This window comes from Reinekea marinisedimentorum, assembly GCF_004341165.1.
GTDB classification, from domain to species: domain Bacteria; phylum Pseudomonadota; class Gammaproteobacteria; order Pseudomonadales; family Natronospirillaceae; genus Reinekea; species Reinekea marinisedimentorum.
In genome coordinates this window covers 80,591-101,377 of record NZ_SLZR01000006.1, presented here as the reverse complement: position 1 = coordinate 101,377, position 20,787 = coordinate 80,591, and the positions used below count along the sequence as shown (strand labels likewise).

General features: G+C 49.6%; 22 protein-coding genes. 8 read left to right on the top strand and 14 right to left on the bottom strand.

Going from position 1 to position 20,787, the window contains the following annotated elements; translation table 11 throughout:
• Window positions 1–247 precede the first annotated feature (247 nt).
• On the bottom strand, window positions 248–679 hold the full coding sequence (locus BCF53_RS08675) for a tellurite resistance TerB family protein (protein WP_132701333.1): 432 nt from the start codon (window positions 677–679) through the stop codon (window positions 248–250).
• Between the two features lie 140 nt (window positions 680–819).
• On the opposite strand from BCF53_RS08675, the gene BCF53_RS08670 reads away from it, so the two are divergent.
• Window positions 820–1,221 (top strand): DUF2721 domain-containing protein, encoded by a 402-nt coding sequence (locus tag BCF53_RS08670; RefSeq protein ID WP_132701332.1) that lies wholly within the window; start codon window positions 820–822, stop codon window positions 1,219–1,221.
• Between the two features lie 6 nt (window positions 1,222–1,227).
• Here BCF53_RS08670 and dapE read toward each other — a convergent pair whose 3' ends face one another.
• Window positions 1,228–2,358 carry a succinyl-diaminopimelate desuccinylase gene (gene dapE, locus BCF53_RS08665; protein ID WP_132701331.1) on the bottom strand — a complete coding sequence of 377 codons (1,131 nt, stop codon included), beginning with the start codon at window positions 2,356–2,358 and terminating at the stop codon, window positions 1,228–1,230.
• A gap of 94 nt (window positions 2,359–2,452) precedes the next feature.
• Here dapE and BCF53_RS08660 point away from each other — a divergent pair, with 94 nt between their 5' ends.
• On the top strand, window positions 2,453–2,704 hold the full coding sequence (locus BCF53_RS08660) for a hypothetical protein (protein ID WP_132701330.1): 252 nt from the start codon (window positions 2,453–2,455) through the stop codon (window positions 2,702–2,704).
• A complete protein-coding gene (locus tag BCF53_RS08655) occupies window positions 2,701–3,090 on the top strand; it encodes a hypothetical protein (RefSeq protein ID WP_132701329.1) in 390 nt (129 codons plus the stop codon). Before BCF53_RS08660 ends, BCF53_RS08655 begins: the two co-directional genes overlap by 4 nt.
• A 47-nt stretch (window positions 3,091–3,137) precedes the next feature.
• Here BCF53_RS08655 and BCF53_RS19555 read toward each other — a convergent pair whose 3' ends face one another.
• Window positions 3,138–3,512 carry a cold-shock protein gene (locus BCF53_RS19555; protein WP_279389131.1) on the bottom strand — a complete coding sequence of 125 codons (375 nt, stop codon included), beginning with the start codon at window positions 3,510–3,512 and terminating at the stop codon, window positions 3,138–3,140.
• A 295-nt stretch (window positions 3,513–3,807) separates the two neighbouring features.
• On the opposite strand from BCF53_RS19555, the gene BCF53_RS08645 reads away from it, so the two are divergent.
• Together BCF53_RS08645 and plsB are read left to right on the top strand one after the other, a co-directional pair.
• Window positions 3,808–4,014, top strand: coding sequence for a SlyX family protein (locus BCF53_RS08645; protein WP_132701327.1), 207 nt, complete (start codon window positions 3,808–3,810; stop codon window positions 4,012–4,014).
• Between the two features lie 57 nt (window positions 4,015–4,071).
• Window positions 4,072–6,537: a glycerol-3-phosphate 1-O-acyltransferase PlsB gene (gene plsB / locus BCF53_RS08640; protein ID WP_132701326.1), complete on the top strand. Its 2,466-nt coding sequence runs from the start codon at window positions 4,072–4,074 to the stop codon at window positions 6,535–6,537.
• Here plsB and BCF53_RS08635 read toward each other — a convergent pair.
• The 5 genes from BCF53_RS08635 to BCF53_RS19305 form a co-directional block, all read right to left on the bottom strand.
• Window positions 6,530–7,309, bottom strand: coding sequence for a class I SAM-dependent methyltransferase (locus BCF53_RS08635; RefSeq protein WP_132701325.1), 780 nt, complete (start codon window positions 7,307–7,309; stop codon window positions 6,530–6,532). The two genes, plsB and BCF53_RS08635, sit on opposite strands and share 8 nt — an antisense overlap.
• A 31-nt stretch (window positions 7,310–7,340) precedes the next feature.
• Entirely contained in the window at window positions 7,341–7,706 is a 366-nt protein-coding gene (locus BCF53_RS08630; protein ID WP_132701324.1) for a hypothetical protein, read from the bottom strand.
• A 99-nt stretch (window positions 7,707–7,805) separates the two neighbouring features.
• The gene (locus BCF53_RS08625) at window positions 7,806–8,609 is read right to left on the bottom strand and encodes an undecaprenyl-diphosphate phosphatase (RefSeq protein ID WP_132701323.1); all 804 of its coding nucleotides are present in this window, start codon (window positions 8,607–8,609) and stop codon (window positions 7,806–7,808) included.
• An 18-nt stretch (window positions 8,610–8,627) separates the two neighbouring features.
• Window positions 8,628–9,329 (bottom strand): tRNA (adenosine(37)-N6)-threonylcarbamoyltransferase complex dimerization subunit type 1 TsaB, encoded by a 702-nt coding sequence (gene tsaB / locus BCF53_RS08620; protein ID WP_165901859.1) that lies wholly within the window; start codon window positions 9,327–9,329, stop codon window positions 8,628–8,630.
• Window positions 9,330–9,509: 180 nt separating this feature from the next.
• Window positions 9,510–10,106, bottom strand: coding sequence for a hypothetical protein (locus tag BCF53_RS19305; RefSeq protein WP_207902687.1), 597 nt, complete (start codon window positions 10,104–10,106; stop codon window positions 9,510–9,512).
• A 13-nt stretch (window positions 10,107–10,119) separates the two neighbouring features.
• On the opposite strand from BCF53_RS19305, the gene BCF53_RS19300 reads away from it, so the two are divergent.
• Entirely contained in the window at window positions 10,120–10,275 is a 156-nt protein-coding gene (locus BCF53_RS19300; RefSeq protein WP_207902686.1) for a hypothetical protein, read from the top strand.
• 761 nt (window positions 10,276–11,036) lie between these two features.
• Window positions 11,037–11,264: a hypothetical protein gene (locus tag BCF53_RS08610; protein ID WP_132701321.1), complete on the top strand. Its 228-nt coding sequence runs from the start codon at window positions 11,037–11,039 to the stop codon at window positions 11,262–11,264.
• Between the two features lie 2 nt (window positions 11,265–11,266).
• Here BCF53_RS08610 and BCF53_RS08605 read toward each other — a convergent pair whose 3' ends face one another.
• On the bottom strand, window positions 11,267–11,872 hold the full coding sequence (locus BCF53_RS08605; protein WP_132701320.1) for a hypothetical protein: 606 nt from the start codon (window positions 11,870–11,872) through the stop codon (window positions 11,267–11,269).
• A 350-nt stretch (window positions 11,873–12,222) separates the two neighbouring features.
• On the opposite strand from BCF53_RS08605, the gene BCF53_RS08600 reads away from it, so the two are divergent.
• Window positions 12,223–13,182 (top strand): class I SAM-dependent methyltransferase, encoded by a 960-nt coding sequence (locus BCF53_RS08600; RefSeq protein WP_132701319.1) that lies wholly within the window; start codon window positions 12,223–12,225, stop codon window positions 13,180–13,182.
• Between the two features lie 47 nt (window positions 13,183–13,229).
• On the opposite strand, the gene BCF53_RS08595 is transcribed toward BCF53_RS08600, so the two are convergent.
• The 5 genes from BCF53_RS08595 to BCF53_RS08575 form a co-directional block, all read right to left on the bottom strand.
• Window positions 13,230–13,961, bottom strand: a complete 732-nt coding sequence (locus BCF53_RS08595; protein ID WP_279389130.1) for a winged helix-turn-helix domain-containing protein — start codon at window positions 13,959–13,961, stop codon at window positions 13,230–13,232.
• Window positions 13,962–14,224: 263 nt separating this feature from the next.
• Window positions 14,225–14,854, bottom strand: a complete 630-nt coding sequence (gene upp, locus BCF53_RS08590) for a uracil phosphoribosyltransferase (protein ID WP_132701318.1) — start codon at window positions 14,852–14,854, stop codon at window positions 14,225–14,227.
• Between the two features lie 3 nt (window positions 14,855–14,857).
• Entirely contained in the window at window positions 14,858–18,487 is a 3,630-nt protein-coding gene (locus BCF53_RS08585) for an ATP-binding protein (protein ID WP_132701317.1), read from the bottom strand.
• Window positions 18,488–18,493: 6 nt separating this feature from the next.
• Window positions 18,494–19,249, bottom strand: a complete 756-nt coding sequence (locus BCF53_RS08580) for a DUF4194 domain-containing protein (RefSeq protein ID WP_132701316.1) — start codon at window positions 19,247–19,249, stop codon at window positions 18,494–18,496.
• Entirely contained in the window at window positions 19,242–20,714 is a 1,473-nt protein-coding gene (locus BCF53_RS08575) for a Wadjet anti-phage system protein JetA family protein (RefSeq protein ID WP_132701315.1), read from the bottom strand. The genes BCF53_RS08580 and BCF53_RS08575 overlap by 8 nt, the downstream gene beginning before the upstream one ends.
• Window positions 20,715–20,787 lie beyond the last annotated feature (73 nt).

Here is a 20,787-nt window from a genome sequence, read left to right as displayed (position 1 = left end):
TTTTTATTTCTGCCACATTAGCCTGCACCGCGCTTAAACCATCCGGATATGCCACAGCTCGCAACGAACGCCAATGTCATTATTGGCGGTATAGCGGATGCGCACGTAGCCAAGCCCCTGCAAACAATTATTTTCTAACTTTGTTGTAGAGCTGTTCTGAATAGTCGCAGCTGACAGCGGCCTGAATAAGCGCTGATTATAAGATGCCAGCCTACAAACAGTGAGCCAGCCCGAAGCTTTAGCACGATCAGTGCTGAGCTGCCGCTTTCGCCCGGATAAAATGCGAATGGTGTAAATGAAGCAGCTCACATACGCGGCGAATACGGTGGTCTTCATATTTATCGAGGTCGCCATCAGCGTAGGCAACCCGCCATAAATCGACTACCAGCTCGTAGCGCTGATCTTCATCCCAGTTGTCGGTAATCACCCGGGTAAACTGGTATAGATCATGAGACTGCGCCTGCCGCTCAATGGCTGTATCGATGCAGTGGTTTATTTCCGCAACCGAGCCCTGCGTGCGCCTTGCCAGTATCTGCGCTATGCAATCCCGCTCACGCTGGTCTGCTTCAAGATCAGCCAACATGACTTCGATCAGCAACACGGCTGCAGACTCATCGACTGTCAGTTGCTCTGTTTCTTCCGTTTTATTTTCAAAAAAGGCCAGAATTCGGTCCAACATTGAATTAACTCCCAATAACCCTGATATTAATTGCCCTGCATTGCCTAACTACTGTTGGCTAACCCGGTGGCCTTACGTTAACTTTGGTGTAAGACACAAATTTAAACCTAACTAATCTCTGATTGGAGTAAATATTTGGTATGACACTGACAACGCCAGCACTGTTATTTCCAGCCATTTCGCTGCTACTGCTCGCCTATACAAACCGTTTTCTGGTCATTGCCCAGCTGATTCGCTCGTTATACAAGCAGAATGTTGAAAACCCGGATATGGATATTCATAAGCAGATTATCCATTTGCGTCGGCGCATCCTGGCAATACGGCGCATGCAGGTAGCGGGCATTTCTTCGTTTATCTTCTGTGTTTTATCAATGTTCGCCATTTATATTCAGCAGATGGTCGTTGCGCACATTGTCTTCGGCGGTTCACTGGTACTACTGCTGATCTCTTTGTGTTTCAGCCTTTACGAGGTGCAGATCAGTGGCCAGGCCCTGAACCTGCAGCTCAAGAACCTGGAAGACCAAAGGGAAGACAGCGCCTGATGGCGCTTAAGCCAGTAGGTTTACCATGATGCGGTAATACATTTCAGTGACCTTATCCAGATCATCAACCGCTACACATTCGTTCACCTGATGAATGGTTTTATTCAGCGGTCCCAGCTCTAAAACCTGAGCTCCGGTGGGAGCAATAAAGCGACCATCGGAGGTACCGCCGGCCGTGGAAAGCTCAGGCTGGTAGCCGGTAACCTCCTGAACAGCCTGAACGGCAGCCTGCACCAGCGCACCACTTTCGGTTAAGAATGGTTGCCCCTTAATTTCGAAACGCAGGTCATAGTCAAAATCAAACTGATCCAGAACGTCTCGGGTACGTTGCTGCAGTTGTTCTGCCGTTACTTCCGTACTGAAGCGGAAACTGAACATAATTTCAGCTTCGCCCGGAATGACGTTCGAAGCACCGGTGCCGGAATTGATGTTGGAAATCTGGAAAGATGTCGCCGGGAAAAAGTCGTTGCCTTCATCCCAAACCATCGTAGAAAGTGCGGCAATGGCCGGAGCGGCCAGGTGAACCGGGTTTTTCGCCAGATGCGGGTAAGCAACATGCCCCTGAACGCCCTTCACCGTTAAATAACCAAGCATTGAACCACGCCGGCCATTCTTGATGACATCACCCACTTTGGCAGTGCTCGACGGCTCGCCGACCAGTGCCCAATCAATCTGTTCACCGCGGCGGGTTAATTCCTGCATAACGGCTTCGGTGCCATAGTACGCATCGCCCTCTTCGTCGGACGTAATCAGATAACCCAGGCGGCCGCGGTGATTCGGGTAGTCGTTAACGAAGCGCTCTGTCGCCACAACAAAGGCCGCCAGGCTGCTTTTCATATCGGCAGCGCCCCGACCTTTCAGCATTCCATCTTCAATGGTTGGTGTAAAAGGTGGTGTTGACCAACGGGCCGGATCACCAGCCGGTACGACATCGGTATGTCCTGCCAGAACCAGTAACGGTTGCCCTTCACCTCGTGTCGACCAGAGGTTATCAACATTCTCGATGCGCATATGCTCGTTGGTGAAACCGCAGTTTTCCAGACGCTCGGCAATCAATTTCTGACAACCCGCATCATTTGGCGTAACTGACTCCCGCGCTATCAGTTCACAAGCTAAATTAACGGTTTCGGATTTCATAAAAGACCTGCATACATTAAACAAAGGCCGCTATCATACGCGCTATTGATCCGGTAATTAAGGCCAACGGTTGAGCATACGAGACAACACAACCTTGTGGTTACAGAAACACACCCAAAACGGCCCCAGGGCTATTAAACAATTCACCAGTGGCGGCTTTATATTTGCTGCCGGGATGATGGCCATTATCTTTGCCGACAAACTGATTATCAGCAGCCTTGAACAGGAACTGGTCGCCCTGGGCGGTTTAATACTGGTGATTACCGGTGCTGCTCTGGCATTATGGGGCTACCTGAGCATGAGCCTGTTTAAAATACTTATTCACCTACTGAAGAGACGCACATGAACCGCGCACCGGATATTGAAATTTACGTACCCAAAATAACGGCCGGGGAAGCTGCTGATTGGTTAACGGAGGTGTTCACGCATTGTGAACTTGGCAGAAAGAAAAAGGGCATGCCCAAAAACGCCCAGCCAGTATACGTTCAATGGCAGAGCCAAAAAATATTTGGCGTTATTTATGAGCAGGTCGTCAACGGCTATACCAGCATCTGGCTGGATTCAAATGAATTGCCCTGGCCATCCGACAAAGAGTGCGCCCATTCGGCGGCAGAGTATTTCAATCGCCCGGTACGCTTTGTAGAGGATAGCTGGCAACAGCAGCAAGACCCGGATGCCTGGCAGGAAGTCAGCGAAAACGGTGAGACCCAAAGCTTAATCTGGAAAACCTGAAGCAAAAAAAAGCGGCAAACGCCGCTTTTTGATGAGCTGGTAAATTCTCACTTCTGGCGTAAAACGGTCACGTCTTCTGCCTGCAGGCCTTTCGAGCTTTCAACAACACCAAACAAAACCCGCTGACCTTCCTGAAGAGAACGATGTCCGCGACCACGAATAGAGCGGAAGTGCACGAATACATCTTCACCGTCTTCACGGGTCAGAAAGCCAAAGCCCTTACTGACGTTAAACCACTTCACCAAACCTTCTTCACGGTCATCTTCTTCAAGAATATCCGAACGGGAGATAATAATACTCAGCATACAAACCCCGGCGACAACCACCACCGTCAGTACAAATGCTGCAACCTTTGCTGAGGTGAACTCGAAGCCCGCCAATTCAGCCACTGTAAGGTCTGAAACCCCAGTAATGAGAGACAAAACTGCTGCCATGATAAAAGGCACAGGCAACGCTACCAATAAACAAACACCAATACGTATTAACCAGAATTTTAACTTCATATCCTATACTCGTATTTCCATTGAACAAACTATGCGGGCCAAATAGCGAAAACCGCTGACCCAATGTTTAAACATCTAACCGCTGTCTGACGACTTTCTGAACCGGCACCATGGTTACAGCACCCTTTCAAAAAACTACCCGTAACAGCAAACAAAAAGGCATAATGCCAAACTTTACGTCAAATTGGCAATTCTGACATGCAGGAGTCATAACATGAACGACAAAGAAAGATTGATAGAGCTCGAGGTGCGGCTGACTCATATGGATGACACAGTTGAGCAACTTGACAAGGTTGTCAGCGAGCAACAAATCAGAATCGACTATCTGGAAAGGCAGCTGAAGAAAATCGCCCGCGACTACACCGAATTTAAAGAGCAGATGGCGCCGGATATTGTTGATACCAAGCCACCACATTATTAGCAGTTAGCCACTGAAACCGTTAAAATAGCCGCTTTTTTACAGGAAGTCGGCATTAGTATGCAGTCATTAGTATCCGGTCTACGTCAAATCACTCAAAAAGTCCTGTTCTGTTGGGTTCGTGTTGCAGAAAACCTTCATCACACAGACCTTGAAAAGCTAAAGCAGCAAAAGCACTGCGTCTATGTTTTAGAACATCAGTCAACTTCAGATGCGCTGGTTGCAGATCGCCAGTTACGATTTTTAGGGTTGCCGGGTCTGTACCAAAAAATTGACATTAAAGGCCTGAAAGACGAAGCAAGGTTACTGACAATTCACGCCCGCCCGTCAGTAATCCGGCGCCATAAGGCCGGCGTCACGCCGCGCATCAACATATTGCTGCAGCACCTGGTTGATAACCCGGATCAGGATATTTTACTGGTACCCATCTCTCTGTTCTGGGGCCGCGCATCGTCAAACAAGCGAGGCATTCTGAATACCCTGTTCAGCTCCAACTGGACAGTTATTGGCCGTTTTAAAAAGCTGCTGACCATTCTGTTTACCGGTCGGGATACCTTCTTCGAAATCAATGAGCCCGTTTCTCTGCGCAGCCTTCTGGACGAAAATCCCGATCTGAGCATCGCTACCCGCAAAGTTGCCCGCGTTCTGCGTGTTCATTTCCGACGGGTGCGCACAGCAGCTATCGGCCCGGACTTATCGCACAAACGGGTCATGATCGATCAGCTGTTAAAAACAGACCCGGTCCGAAAGGCCATTGCCGCCCATGCGAATTCTAAAAAGATCAGCGAAGACAAGGCGCGCCATACCGCACTCAAACATGCTCAGGTTATTGCCGCAGATCTTTCCTATGCCACCATCCGCATGTACGACATTGCACTCACCCGCCTCTGGAACAAAATCTATAACGGCATTGAGCTGAATGGCATTGAGCCGGTCCGCGAACTCGCTAAAGACAATGAGATCGTTTATGTACCCTGCCACCGCAGTCACATCGACTACCTGCTACTAAGCTACACCCTGCACAAGCACGGGTTGAGCGTGCCGCACATTGCTGCCGGTGAAAACCTGAATATGCCTATCGTTGGCGGCATTCTTCGACGTGGCGGGGCCTTCTTTATGCGCCGGCGCTTCGGCGGCGACAAGCTTTACACCGCCGTATTTAACGAATATATCCACACAGTTTTCTCACGTGGCTTCCCGGTTGAATACTTTGTTGAAGGCGGCCGCTCCAGAACCGGGCGAATGCGTTCTCCGGCAACCGGTACGCTGGCCATGACCGTTCGCAGCCACTTACGCAACTCTGAACGCCCGGTGGTTTTTATTCCCGTATATATTGGCTATGAAAAGGTATTTGAAAGCCGATCCTACATTGGCGAGCTGAAAGGCAAAGACAAAAAGAAAGAAAACCTGTTTGACCTGGTGAAGTCGGTTAAACAGCTGAAAAACTACGGCCGCGTTTATCTCAACTTTGGCGAACCCTTACACCTGAATGACCAGCTAAAAGAACATCAGCCGGAATGGAACCAAAAAACCTATGGACCGGACGACCGCCCGGAATGGATGTTCGGCTTTGTAGATCAGCTGGCTATCGATGTCGTCAGCCGCATCAATTCTGCAGCGGCCATCAACCCAATAAACCTGATTGCCACTGTATTGCTTGCAACACCACGCCAGGCCATTGAGGGCGATTTACTGAAGCGCCAGTTAAGATTACTGCACGGCATTCTCGAACAAACGCCCTACAGTAACTACATTACACTGCCCAAACAGGATGCCCGGGACTGGATCGACTATGCAGTTCAAATGGGAACACTGCGGCTGATACCACAAAAGCTAGGCAACCTGTACGGGCTGGATGCTCAAAACACCGTCATGCAGTCGTATTACCGCAACAACGTTCAGCACCTGTTTGCTTTACCTTCGTTGATTGCCGCGCTGGTGGTACGCGCCAATGGCATCAGCGCGCCAGCCCTGTTTGAACAGATCGCAATGATCTTCCCCTACATTCGCAGTGAGCTGTTTATTCAGCTGAGCAAAGAAGATATTCAGCAGCAGGCAAGCAGCATTCTGAAATATATGGAAGCGGAACAGCTGATTACCATTAACGATCTCGGGCTGATTCATGCACCGGAAAAAACCCATGACCAAAGCCTGCAGCTTCAGTATCTGGCCAACATTATGCTGCCAACCCTGGAGCGCTACCTGATTACGTTATCGGTACTGGTGCGTTTGGGTTCCGGCAACTGCTCGCAGACGGTTCTGGAAAATCAGGCACAGCAGATGGCGCAGCGTTTGGCCCTGCTCAGCGGACTGGATGCACCGGAGTTTTTCGATAAAGCCCTGTTTAAAGGCTTTATTCAGACACTAAAAAATAAGCGGGTATTAACCCTGACTGAAGAAGGGAATCTGGCATACGACGACCGTATTCAGGAGGTGATCGGCCAGGCTTCTTTAGTGATACCGGATGACATCTGGTACAACGTCTATCAGGTCACCAAGCGCTCAACCAACACCGAAGTTAAGTAACGCTGAGCGACTTAATAGCATAAATATCGAAGCGACTGCTCTTACCGAGCAGTTGCGTTGAAGGCTCCCTGTTCATCAACAGCGGGGCCTTTTTTGAACGTTTTACAACGACACGGTATTCAGCCAACGCCATAGCCGGGTTCAATAACTCATCGGCATCCATATCTGCGCCGATCATATCGTGAAACAGCGCCATATCCTTTTTCACCTTGGCTGATTTAGAGCGGTCCGGAAACATCGGGTCGAGATAAACCACATCAAACTGTTTTAAGGTGGCGCATGCGTCCGGCTCTAAAAGTGACCCTGCAGACAGCGTCATTCGATCTGCCACCTCATCAAGCTGGCCAGAATCTTTTAACCGTTGCAGGCCATCGTTCAGCAGTAAATGCACAACCTGATTACGCTCAAGCATGTGAACCGTTGCACCGAGAGAAGCCATAACAAAGGCATCACGCCCCAGCCCGGCAGTGGCATCCAGAATGTGAATATCTTTTCTCTTTTTTAAGCCAACAGCCTTGGCCACGGCCTGCCCTGCTCCACCGCCATGCAGTCGACGGTGCTCGGCCGCAGCGGAAAGGAAATCGACGAAGACAGCATGGACTTTAGGCCATGAACTGCCAGCCAACCCTAACTTACCGTCTTCGATGACGATAAAGGCCTGGTTCGGCTTTACAGAGCTGATTTGTAGCCATGACTCTTTTTTACACTGTTCTAATAAAAGGCGATTTTGCTCTGGCCCTTCATCCGGGCAGTAAAGCGGAATGGTAAACATTGGGGGTTCTCAAATTGTCGTCAGGCGCTGCTTAAACGTACTCATCAACACCGAAAAGGCTTGGATCCTGAGAGGTCATACTCATGGGTGTCTCGTTGGCAACTTGCAGATACTGGTCGGTCATTGAATTGCCGGAGCTGGTGAACGGTTCAGACGGCACAAAAGCATTGCTGTTCGCCGCCGCTTCAGCTTGTGGTGCAGACGCTACGGGTGAAAACTGGCTGGATTCCGGTGCTGATACGGATTCAGCAACAGACCCATCGGCTTCAGCAGCCATTGCCTGATCAGGCATCGGCTTAGTATCGGCCTGAAAATCGCTGACAGCAGACTGCTGGCCACCGCGCCGAAGGCTGGAGGTATCGTAATTACTGGAAAGAACCGAAGTAGGGATTTGCATAACCTGTTACCTGTTCAACTGTCAGTCTGCAGCTCAAGTATAGAATTTTTAATCATCATTGCGAATTCTAAATTGTTACCGAGTTTTGCGCATGCGACGCTAGCTGAAATACAGATAGAACAGAACCGCCCCTAACGCCAGTCGATAGACTACGAATGGTAAAAACCCGGATCGCTCAATCCACTTGAGGAACAAAACAATGCAGGCAAAGGCGCTTATAAAGGAAAGCACTGAGCCAAATGCAATCGCCTGTATATCGTAAGAACTCGGGCTTTGCAGTAATTCAATGGTTTTGAGCGTACCCGCAGCAAGAATCAACGGAATGGACAACAGGAAACTGAAACGGGCTGCGTCAACCTTGTGCATTCCCAGCAGCAACCCCGCTGTCATGGTAATCCCCGAGCGCGATGTGCCCGGTATTAAGGCTAAAGCCTGCGCGAAGCCGACAGCCAGTGCTTCCTTCCAGCCAATGGCATCCAGGCTTTTAACCTGTTTTGCTTTTACATCTGCAAACCACAGCAACAGTCCAAATAGGGTTGTGGTCATGGCAATAACCAAAATACTGCGCAAATAGGTTTCAATGACATGCTCCATTAGAAACCCGAATATAACGGCCGGTATTGTTCCAATAAGGATCAGCCAACCCTGATTGGCGAGGTTTGAATCGCAAGGTTTTTGAGCCAACCTTAGAAAAAAGTTAGCCGTGATATCGATAAGTGCTTTTCTGAAATAAATAATGACTGCCAGTAATGAGCCAACATGAACGGCTACATCGAATGCCAGGCCCTGATCCGCCCAACCCAGGATTTGCGCCGGAAGAATCAAATGAGCAGAACTGGAAATGGGCAGAAACTCGGTTACGCCCTGAATAATAGCTAACACAATCCATTGAATTGAAATCATCGTACCCTCTGATAAAAATTAACTGCCAACTTTTGGCTTATTATCCCAAGTCACCTTATCACGGAGGTAAACCGGAATCGCCTGTTCAGGCGCAACTGCTTGCTCACCCTTTTCACTCATCAATATTTTGACCAGCTCCAGGCTATGCAGCGCATGCGGCAAACCCAGTAACGGATCAGCAGAAATTGTTCGCTCTGCCAGCTGTTCAGGCAACGGATAGTCCGTTGCCCAGCCATTGCCGCAAAAAGTGGTCTCTGATTCTGGTGTTTGTGAAATCTGCGCAGGTGGTAACACCTGTTCCTGATCAATCAACTCCGGCACCAGGCTACTGCCGCTGATGTTATACCGGGCAAAATACCACTCAGACATTCTCGCATCCAGGGCCACCCAAATCGATCTGGCGCCATTCTTTGCCGCACTGAAGGCAACCGATTGCAGTGTACTGACCGGAAACACCGGGCAGCCAGCTGCCAGTGCAATACCCTGGGCAACCGACGCCGCAATACGCACGCCGGTAAATGAACCGGGGCCACGACCAAATACAACCAGATCCAGATCCTGAATCTTGATTCCCGCCTCATGAAACAACCGGGTAATTTCAGGTAATAGAATTTTTGCATGCTCTCTTGGCCGGGATTCATGAAAGACAAATGAGTTGCCGCCGGCGTCTAAGGCGATTGAGCAGAGATCCGCAGTGGTATCTATCGATAGTATATTCATAACCAAATATCGAGCAGGAGTTGGAAAGGCGGGAAGTCTACCACACAAATCAGGCTCATATGATAGCCCGGTGTGCGCCATAGCACTGCCTGCAGAACAAAAGCAACAGGCAAAAAAAAGCCCGCACACTCAGGTGCAGGCCATTTCACAGTGCTGATCTAAGACATCAGCAAATAGCGATTAGCTTTCCGCTTTAACAGCCGCTGCTGGCGCTGCTGCAGTTGCACGAGGCTTACGGGCAACCGGTTTACGCTTTACAGTCTGCTGCTTCTTCAGAGCAGAAATCTTAGCTTTCACCTTGCGCTCAGCCGCTTTGGTTTTAACTTCTTCTTTCTTCTGGAAGGTTTTTACCTTGCGGGTATCTGCCTTGGCGCGAGCTGCCAGCCATTTGGCTTCGAAAGAAGCAACCGCTTTGGCGAGATCGTCTGCTTTTTTAGCTTCCAGACCTTCTGCAAAGGCAGTAACGCGTGCTGCAGACTTCTCTTTTGCTGTCTCGATAGAGCTTTCGATAACCGCTAATTTAACTTCAAAGCTCGCGGCTTTCGCTGCGGCTTTAGCAGTAACCAGAGCTGCCTGGGCTTTGACATAGCCAGCTTTAGCAGCTTCGAGTTGACGCAGGGTTGCAGCAGTCTTGCTGGTGCGAGCCTTGGCGGTAACCGCAGCCTTCTTCTCTTTAGCCTTGGCCAGAGCAGCAGTTGCTTTTACGACAGCTGCATTTGCTTTTTCCTGAGCCTTTTCAGCAGTAGCTAATGCTTTATTTACGACAGGAGCTTTCACTGCTGCGGTTTTTTTGGCAGGTGCTTTTCTCGCTGGCGCTTTTTTTACCGGAGCCTTTTTAACTGCTGGCTTTTTAGCTGCAGGTTTTTTAGCTACTGTCGTTTTTTTAGCTGCTGGCTTTGGTCCGCGTTTAGCGGGAGCTTTCTTCTTGGCTACTGCCATTTTTTAACCCTCTTATCCACACACTTAAAATTTAATTTTAGACAATAAAATTATAAGCGCTAATTTAGCTTTCTAAAATAAAAAAGCAAATTTTGATCACTTAAAAAGCATTTATTTTCGGATTTTCGCAAAATATTTGTTGAATCCGACACTAATTGATGACTCTTTTCAATTTTCCGTTAATTGAACTCAGCAAAACCGAACTGCAACCTTTACTGAATACCAAAGAAAACCGCAATACAAAGTCAGCCGATTACAGTTTTTAAAGTCACTGTAAAAGTAATAGCAGAGTAATGTCCTCTTGGATAATCCAAACTCATTTTTAATAAGAAATTCAAAGAAAATGACCTTCAGTCAATTTAAAGTGTGCATCAGTTTATTAAAAACAGATCGGTTTTAATTGAATTGAACTTTCCTGAATAGACCTTATTACGGCAAGGCGACCCCAATGTCGTCCTTCAAACAAAGCCAGCAACTCTCTTTAACCGCTATAAACGTGGAAATACTTGCAGCAAGCACAATTATTAACATTTCAAATTGAAAACCTTTTAATTCAATGACTAAGTCTGCTTTTACTCAAGCTAACCACACTTTATCCACATTCGTTCCCCAAACTTATCCGTTGTCATGGCAATAAACCTCACGATAGGGTGCAGCCATTCAATCAAATGAGCGAGCGGATCAATGAGAGCGGAGCAAACACGCAACAGGCTGGTTAACAGCTCAAATCTGCTTTTTATGAGACGACAGCAAGCTGCAGATCTCTTAATGTCACTGGCAGATACCAATGCCAGAAAAACAAATACCCGCAACCTGCTATTAGATGCCCTCAGTCGCCTGCCTACAGATTGTTTTATTGGGGATGACTGGTATGAAATACTGAAACAGGTCATTAAGCCTTTATTAAAGGAACAGGCTTACCAAAACCTAATGCCGAATGACCTTTCCAACATGCTTTTTGTTATTCATAACCGCCTTTCCGGGAAAAATCACTAACGCTATTGCAGCCTTATATTGGGTGATGCTTCCAGCAGCCACTGAGCTTTCTGTTCCTGCCAGATAAAGATTGCGCTTCCTTTCATACTGGCGGCGGTACTTTCCCGCAAATAACGGATTTCAGGGATAGAATTCAATCGCGGTGCCCAAAGCCACTCTGCAGGTGAAACCAGATGCCAAAGAAACTGAATTTCAACACGGGTTTCAGCTGAACCTTCTTGCTTTAACGTTTGCATAGAATCGACACTGTCTATGACCACCCTGCCATAGGCAACTCTTTCTACTGAGCTGTTATTCGGTGCAGAAAACTCAGATACGGCCGCAATTAAATGCCGACCTGAATCGATAACCTGTTTTGCGGATTTCTTCTGTTCGACAACAATATTCTCTTCCGCAAGTGTCGTAAGGAGTGCATATAGAGTACGTTGATCAGGTGAATCAGTAACAACCTCTACCGGAAGCTCAGGCAAATAGAGCTGCAATAGGTTGAATTCATAATGACGATGAAGCAGTTCCGTCAAATGCAGAACAAGGCGTTGCCGCTCGTGACCTCCGATCATCTCGGCATTCGCAGACAAAGCGCATAAAAAAATAACAACCGGTAACAAATTTTTAAAGACTCTTTTCAGCATGAAAACCTCGAGGAGAATCACTGATGGCGCGGTGTTGAGAATATTCTCATAAATAGAGTGGTTCAGCTTTTCATTTTGGCATTATTTCTAGAACAGCAATGCAGGAAATATCAACTATATTCTAATTACTGTTGATCGTAGCAGCAGCAGTATGGTGACTACTCCCATGTGGGCTCTGCCCCATGTTTAACGGACACTGATAATTCAGTGTCCGCTTTTTTCGTGTATTAACTTCTTTCTGACCGCTCCTTTGAATAAAATGCCTGTTCAGCCATTTTTAATCCCGGAATCCTTTTAACCGGGTAACCCGGATAATTCATAAAACTATGCACCCTACTTTTCAGCTTTTAGAGCGACACAGCGACACCCTGGCCAACAGCACAACGAATTGGTTCGATGCTCCCGAGCAATCGCCATTGGTGAAGCCTTCAGATAAACAATTTAATTTGAACTTCTCGCAAACCAATCATCTGCAGGCAGACTGCAGCAATATAGAAACAACCGACATCAATGTGTTGTTTTTCCCCAAAGCTAAAGATCGCCTTGATTGGTGGCTAAATAACATCAGTGCGTTGCTTCAGAGCGGGCAACAGCTTTGGGTGGTTGGCGAAAACAATGGTGGCATTAAAAGCCTGGCCAAGCGGGTAAACGGGGAGTACGACTGCCTCAAGGTAGACAGTGCGCGCCACTGCGCTCTGTTTGAACTTCGCCCGGTCAGCAAACCGGACGACTATCAGGAATGGCGGAGCTACGATTTCGGCAATAGAACCATCTACAGCCTGCCGGGTGTATTCAGTGCCGGCAAGCTCGACAAAGGCACCGAGCTGCTGTTGAAAAACCTTCCCCGACTGAAAGGCAAAGTTTTTGAGTTTGGCTCCGGTGCTGGCGTTCTCACCCTGGCGCTTGCCGAGTTGGAATCGGTAAAAAACGTAGTCACCGTTGATATCGATGTATTGGCTGTTCGCTCTACTCAAAAAACAGCACAACAGAACAACCTGGAAGATAAAATTCAGGCCATCTGGTCCGCCGGCACCACAGCCGTTAACGCACAGAAATTTGACTTCATTATTACTAACCCGCCTTTTCATCAGGGCATCAAAACGGCCTACGCCCCAACTGAAGAGTTTTTCAGTCAGGCACACAACTGGCTGAAACCAAAAGGAAAGTTAATCTGGGTCGCCAACGATTTCTTGGCTTATGAGCCGTGTTTGCAGGGTAACTTTGATGAAATAAAAACGCTGGCCAGAGAGAAGGGCTTTAAAGTGATGGAAGCGGTGCGGAGCTAGCCGGACCTTAAAAACAGAAACAGCAAACAGATGGCAACGCCCTGCGCTTACTGTTTCACTTCACCGACAAACAGATAGCCTTTAGAACGAACGGTTTTAATCCGGCGCGGGTGAATAGGATCATCGCCAACCTTCGGCCGGATTCTTGAAACCCGCACGTCAACAGAGCGGTCTTGTCCGTCATATTCAATACCGCGCAGCTTGCTGAAGATTTCTTCCCGGGTTAGCACTTCACCGGCATGGCTTGAAAGCAGCCAGAGCAAATCAAACTCGGCACTGGTCAGCTCTATGGTTTTCTTGTTCAACCAGGCTTCCCGCATGGAGTTATCAATGACCAGGTTGCCAAACTCCAGACGCTCTTCCAGGCCCGAAGCCACGGTTGGTTTGCTGCGCTCATCCCGACGCAGGTAGGCCTGGCATTTCGCCAGCAGCAAGCGCGGAGAAACGGTTCTGGCCAGATATTCATCCGCACCCATATCCAGACCCAACACCTGATCAAGCTCGTCGGTGCGATGACTTACCAGAAAGATACCGCCCTTGAAGTCTTTACGGCTCAGCTTACAAATGGTCAGCCCGGAATCGCCGCGTAGGTCGACCTCAATGATGACAATATCCGGCTTTTCATCCCGGATTCGGCTCAATGCTTTTGCAGACTCTGTTTCAACGGCAACATCAAACTCATTCCCGCTCAGGTATTGTTGCAACGACAGCGCATACTCGGCATTGTCATCGATAATCAATATCTGCTTTTTCTGGCTATCTTCTTCGATGTATTCCACAGGTACTCCAACCTTGCCAAAGCAATTGCCGCGATCAAACGTTCTTGAATATTCACTTAAATTTAGACGTTTTTTTACAAAATGCGAAATAAAGTATCAATCTGTAATTTTTAGACACAATACTCCAATAGCCTTACAAATAGGGGCCTGCAAGCGGCTAGATAACATTTAAAATATGCTTTTCATTAAGACAATAAAAAGGCGGGACTTACAAACAAAAACAAGCCGGCTGGCGGGCAACCGGCTGGATAGACAGGGTCGGCTTAGCGGGTACCGAACAGCTTGTCGCCGGCATCGCCCAAGCCTGGCACGATATAGCCCTTTTCATTCAGGCATTCATCCATCGCGGCAACATAGATATCGACATCCGGGTGAGCCTCTTCAATAGCCTTGGCACCTTCCGGAGCGCCAATCAGGCACAGGCCCATAATGTTCTTACAGCCCTTCTGCTTAAGCAGATCGATCGTTGCTACCATTGAACCACCGGTTGCCAGCATAGGGTCAACAATCAGCGCGGTACGCTCATCCACATCTTCAACGACCTTATCGAAGTAATAAACCGGCTCCAGTGACTCTTCATCACGGTACAGACCAACGACACTGACACGGGCTGAAGGGATCAGCTGCAGAACTCCATCCATCATGCCCAGACCGGCGCGCAGGATTGGCACAACGGTAATTTTTTTACCCTTCAGACGCTCAACCGTTAGGGTGCTGTCGTCCCAGGCCTGAATTTCCACTTCATCGGTAGAGATATTCCGGGTTGCTTCATAGGTCAGCAGGTTGCCAATTTCTGAGGCCAACTCACGGAATTGTTTGGTGGAGATACCGGATTCGCGCATGATGCCTACCTTATGCGCGAGTAATGGATGTTTAATTTCAATTACGGCCATGTGTTATAACCCCTCTAAAAAGTCGAGTTCTGCTTGTTTACGAATTACCTTGCGATGGTTCGCCCATAATTCCTGAATTTTTTCACGGTTGCACTGTTGCCTGTCGACCAGCACCCGGGTCTGCAGCTCACCGCGCTTTTGCCCGTTGATCAATGGGACTTTCGAAAAGACAAACTGGTTGGAAATCATATCCATAAACGGACCGGATTTACTGGTCGGCATAATAAACAATAGCTGCAAACCCAGGCTTTCGGTTAAATAACGGATCACTTCTTTCGAGCGCGTTTCATCCATTTTAGAGAAGGCCTCATCCACCAGCACCATACGCAAGTGGCTATCGCCCTCGTTAAAGCGGAAGGCCGACGTAATAGCCGCAGAGCGGATAATGTAGGCCGGCGTTTCCAGCTGACCACCGGAGCCGGTACCGTATTGGCTGAGCGCGATCGGTTGCTTACCCTCCGGCTGTTTATAAATTTCGTAGCTGCGGTAATTACGGTAATCGGAGATACGCTCCAGCTCACGCAGCGCACGTTGCTCGTCGCTGTCGAGCAGCATAGCCATCAGCTGATCACGAATGGCCAGAGAGCGCTTACTCAACTGGGCATCAAACAGGGTATTGCCCTCACCAATAGACGGGCTCTTATAAACCTCGTCGAAGAAGTGCCAGTATTCTTTAAATTCCGGCACCCAGTCATAGCCAAACCAGTAGTTTTCCCGGTCGGCGCCGAAGCGATGATGCTCCAGCTCTTTATTGAGTTCGTTGAGAACCTTTTTGCCTTCATTAATCGCCTGATAGATGGAATGGCAAAGGTTGGTGACAAAGGCGCTGTTGAAACTTTCGCGCAGCAATGCCAGCTGATCGACCTTTTCGACCAGCAGGTTATTCTTAATGCGGTTGTGAATTTGATCCACCATACGGCGCAAGCGGACCATACCACGGAAGAATTCTGCATCGTGCAGGCTGCTGTAATTGAGATCGACCACCACGGCATCCTGTGGCTGGCATTCCTGATTGTGTTCTTTCAGCAGCAATTCGAATTCGTGCGCCTTGGCATTGAGCTCGCTTTCCAGAGACTTACGCTGCGCTTCTTCACGATCTGCGTTCGACTCTTCTGCTTGTGCATCGGCGGCTTCCAGCGCCGCTTCCACATCGAAGTTAGGCCAAAATTCGACAATCTCGCGCAAATAGCTTTCTTTTTCTTCGGCGTGCAGCTCAGTTTTTTCCTGCTGCTCACTCAACACCGTGCACTGACGGGTGAGCGTTTTTATGCGTTCCAGCAACTGGCCTTTCTCGCTGTCGCCTTTTCGGATTTTCACTTCAAGCTGCTCAAGCTGCTCGGCAACCTTGCGATACTCATCTTCAATACCCTGCACATCGGAAAGATCCAGGGCATTCAAAGACTGCTCGGCCTTACGCATTTCACGCTGAATTTCCAGCATGTCACGCATCAGGTTACCGTGCTGACAGTGCAACAACTGGTTAACGTGAGCATACAACTGACGGGATTCTTCCGCCTGAATTTGCAAGCTGTTGGCCTGCACAGCCAGTTCGTTCAGTTCACCTTTTTTTGCCTGCAGAGCGTTCTCACGCGCCGACTGACCAAAGACCAATTCACTGGCCGGTATATCGCAGCGATACATGGCATAGGCGCCACTGCCTAAACCATTCGGGCTTACGCCGCGACGGGTCTGTTTTAGCTGATCAACATTTTCACACTGAACCACCTGACCATAGCTGGCCGTAATATAAGCCTTGGCAATGGCGTGATCGAACGACATCAGGTTTACAACAGAGTCTGCCGGAACCTTAACCCGCGCCGCATCCTGCCTTGCCTTGCTGCCCTGTATGACGCGGGCACGGTTTTCACGCGGCAGGTTACGAACAATCTGAATAGCTTCGGCTTCAAATTCCGGCTCAACCAGAATGGCAAAGCGCACGCCACCTAAGTAGCCTTCCAGCGATGTTTGCCAGCGTTGCTCAGTAATCTCAACATGATCACACAGCACTCGCGGGTCGGCTTCCGGGCACTCGCGGCGAATTGCCTCCAGTGCAATACGCACATGGTGCGGGTAATTCACCTGCGCCGTGGCCAGGCTGTCGATATCCTGCTGTTTACGCGACAAATTTTGACGCACCTGCATCAGTTTTTGTTCACGCCGGTCAACCAAACGCTGCAGCTGGTCACGCAAAGATACGCCACTGGCCTGCAACGATTCATCGAACCAAAGCTGACGCCATTCGTTCAGTTCCGATTGTTGCGCCAGTGCGCCATCAAGGTGAGCTTCCAGCGGTGAAATATCGACCCAGTCCTGAGTCAGCAAACGCTGAAAATCAATCGCCTGCGCGCCCTGCTGAGCAATAGCTTTGGCCTTCTGCAACAGCCGTTTATCATTCAACGCAGGCACATCAACCGAGATCGATGACTTATTCAGGGCCTTATAGATTTCCTGGCTGGCACTCAAAGAACGATCCACGCCATGGCTCTGCTCCAGCAACAGGGTTGCCTGCTTTTGCAGTTGATCGGCACACATCTTAGCTTTGGCTTCAAAGCGGTCTTTATCCTGCAGCGCCTCTACGCCGCGACGCTGAGCTTCCAGCGTCACCAGCTGTTCACGCGTCTGCAGTCTGCGCTCGGCAGAAACTTCAAGGTCGGCTTCCAACTGATCAAGCTGGGTACGGACGTTGTGCTGATCCTTTTTGGTATCCAGGTAGCGTTTCTGATCGGCCAGAAAACGCGATTTAGCGGCAACGTAATCAGCCACGTTGTAGTCAATCCAGCGGTCGATATAACCATTCGACTGATTGCGTGATTTTTCCAATCGATCAATCTGTACCTTCAGGCGATTGGCTTCGCTTTCCAGGCCATTGATGGTTTTCATCAGGTCAGAAACCGTGCGAATGGCTTCACCTAAATCTTTCTTTTCGAGAATTTCCTGAGCAACAAAGCTGTCGATGCTCTTCACCGGCTTGTAAGCCATAAAGCGTGAAAAGGCACGCGCGGCATTCAGCGCCTCCCGCTCACTGATGGCATCTTTGCGGCCACGCAAGGCAGCATACAAGCGACGCAGATACTGTTTTTTGGTGTCGTATTTTTCAACGCGTTCAATGCCGCGCTTATCGAAATGCTGGCTGAGTTTTTCCAACGGTACTATCTGTGAACGGCCATCCACTTCCTGCAGGAAATCCGTTTTCGCAAGCTCTGTATCCTGAATAATGATGTAGCTGATATCTGATTGCCGGGCAACCGGCGAGCTGCCGGCTCTGTCCAGATAAGCAGAGATGCCAAGAATGGCGGTGAAGGGCTCGGCACTTTCACCCTGAGTGGGGTAAAACACTGCAGCCAAATAACCAACGGTAGCTTCGGTTCGCGCGTACGAGCCGTCGTCGCAACCGAGCACATAGGAAGCCAGGGTACGAACCTGCTTACCGCGGCCGCGCTGAGTGGCTTCATCCTGCCCGGGGTTGTACTGGAACAAGGTATCGTGCGCTGCGGTCATGATCGTCTGCAACGCATCGGCGGCCGTGGTTTTACCAGAGCCATTGCCACCGGAAAGCAAATTCACCGGGCCGAAGTCGAACTCCATGGCCGGAATATTTCCCCAGTTGATGTAGATAAATTTTTTCAGATGCATTCGGGGTTATTCCTTATCAAAAACCGATGGCGCTTCGGCATCGATCTCTTCCACTTGTTCTTCTGTTTCGTCTGCAGACGGCGCGTTAGTAACGGCTTCTGCCGGTTCTTCTGATAACGCTTCGGCCTCGTCTGCAAGCACCTCTCCACCCTGCAGGGCAGACAGCACATCATCTGAAACGTAGCTGATAATCATCGGCCGGATGCGTATCCATAAGTCAGCCGAGTTTTCAGTTATTTCCTGGTTTAGCTGAATCAGCCGCAGCTGTTTCAAGTGAGTAAACAATGCCCGGCGTTCGGTAAGTTTTTCCGGCAGGGTACGCTTTAAAAGATTGCGCAATGCAATGGTGATGTTTTCGATGGAAACCAGCACGCAGCCCTGCTCATCGAGCTGCCCTTCTTTCAGCGCGCGGTCATAAAGGCTGCGCAGCACCAGTACGGTGGCGACCTCGGGCTGCGACAAACGCACTCTCATACCACTGTTAAACGGCTGATCTTCCTCACTCATACCCGGCACTTCAGCGCCGGGTGGAAACAACCGCACAAAATGAAAACGGGCATCATGAGCAACCCGAATAGACAACAGCGAAAGGTATTCTGCCACCGGCTCTTCAACGCGCAGGTAACGGTCGTAAAGTGCTTGCTCAGTCTGGCTTTCGTCGCGGCAAAGCACGCCGTAATCGAGCAAACGAATGAGTAACTCACTGTATTCGTTGCGGCTGATGCCGGCCTTTTCCAGCAATAAATCCAGTTCTTCAAACATTGGGGTTGCTCTCTTTGTTTACGTCCTGCATTTGCAGCCGAATCTCAAATAAATCCTGTCGGTCAAAGTACTCGCTCGTCACCGGATTGCCCTCTATGGGGGTAACGACAAATTTCATTTCAGTGGCCAGCGAACTTTGACTGCCAACTTCAATAACATGTGACAGCGACAGTAAGTCCGTCGCATCGTTTACCGGCAGCTGATCGGTTCGGATCGATTCTCCGTTCATCAGGTGTTTCACCAGGTAACTGCGCACCTGCCGGTCATTAACCAGAAACGCCTGGTCGAGCCATTGCTGCACCGCCAGCTCTTTCTGCACGCCGACGTCAAAATCGTCGGCCCGATCACTGGCTATATCGAGGTCAAAGGTTCGCCGGGCTCGCCGGTTGTGCAACCGCATATGCGCCGGGTCGAGCAGGCCCACCTGCGGAACAGACATCATATCAGCGGCTATTTCAAGCAACTGATTCTGTTCTTCCTGCGGTTTTTCGGCAAAGCGCGTACAAACCTGAGACATATCGTTATGGCTGGAACTGGCCAGATAACTCATCTGACGAATGATGATGTCGGCCCGCTTGGTAAAGCTTTGCAATGCCCGGCGCAATGCCGGCAGCATGATATCGCTGGCCGCCTGCATTCTGGCTTCAATGCTGTCGAGGATAGTCAGCAATACACTCTGCCCCGGCTGCACCATTTCCGGTAACAGGGCACGCAGGCGGCGCTCGGCATTCTGTTTAAACTCGACCGGCTGGCTGCGAATCTGCTCGCTCTTCAGGGCTATTTCATTACGGTATTTTTCAACGCTGTCGGCCGACAAGCGAATGGCCAAATCCGGCTGAAAGCGTTTTTCCATAAAATCGAAGAAGTCAGCCGTGGCCTGCTGCACCAGTAACTGATTACCCATCTGTTGCACCAGCGAGCGCTTGCGGTCGTCCAGTTCGGCAATGATGTCGGTAAAGTCACTGAGGATACGCTCGGAATATTCCCAGGCATCGAGCAGATCGTATGCTTCGCCGTTATCCAGAAACGAGGCCATGGCATTACGTACGTTGCGGGTATTGCGGTGCCGGGTACGTACACTGGTGGCATCGGTCGCGACAAACGGCTCGGTAAACAGGCGGCCGTGCCGGCTGAAGTTAAAGCTGCTCTGCAGGGTGGCTTCATCGACCTGCTTTTCAACCCAGCCATATTCTATCAGCTGATTCAGAACCCAACCGGCCTGCTCGCGGGAGTTGCGAAAGCGGCTGGTGTCGGTGTCATCGTCATCGGTCTTTAACACCGGCGCACGCACCAGAGCCGCGCTGAAAGTTTCCAGCACGTCATCGCGTGATAACGCATGGCCGTAGTCCGCGCTCGAGCTGGTGTACAGCCGGCGATACAGCTCGCGCAAACACTCAATAATCTGCTCACGGTATTTGGTGGTGACCGGCCGGAAGAACTGTTCCCGGCCCTGCTCGAAAAACATAATAAAATCAGTTATTTGGCATGAATAATTAGCGGCGTAGCATACCTGAAAATCGGCCTGTAAGCACCATGGC